Consider the following 360-nt stretch of genomic DNA (forward strand, 5'->3'; position numbering starts at 1 on the left):
GGAAGGCCAGTTCGCCCTCCTCGACGACCCGGTGGGTCTGGACATCGGCCCGTTCAAGGGAAAATCCATCTCGATTCACTGGGAGCTGATGTTCACCCGCGCGATGTTCACCACCGACACCCTCGCGCGGCAACAAGCGTTGCTGCGCCGCGCGGCGCAGCTGGTCGATCTGGGCCGCCTCAAGCACACGCTGACCCGCCGCATTGACTGCATCAACGCCGCAGGTCTGATCAAAGCGCATGCGCTGGTCGAGGCGGGCAACATGATCGGCAAGGTCGTCGTCGCCAACCACTGAACCCTTCTGAGAACGAGCATCAACATGACATCGCAAATCATCAGCACGACAACGATCAGCCTGGA

At 61.4% G+C, this 360-nt stretch carries 1 protein-coding gene; it reads left to right on the forward strand.

The features are described 5' to 3' along the window. Positions 1-295 (forward strand): zinc-binding dehydrogenase (locus AB3X89_RS40355; protein WP_368588078.1); only part of this gene is annotated, 295 nt, incomplete at its 5' end. Positions 296-360 lie beyond the last annotated feature (65 nt).

Origin of the sequence: Paraburkholderia sp. BR14320 (assembly GCF_040948665.1) — a bacterium.
Classification (GTDB): Bacteria; Pseudomonadota; Gammaproteobacteria; order Burkholderiales; family Burkholderiaceae; genus Paraburkholderia; species Paraburkholderia youngii.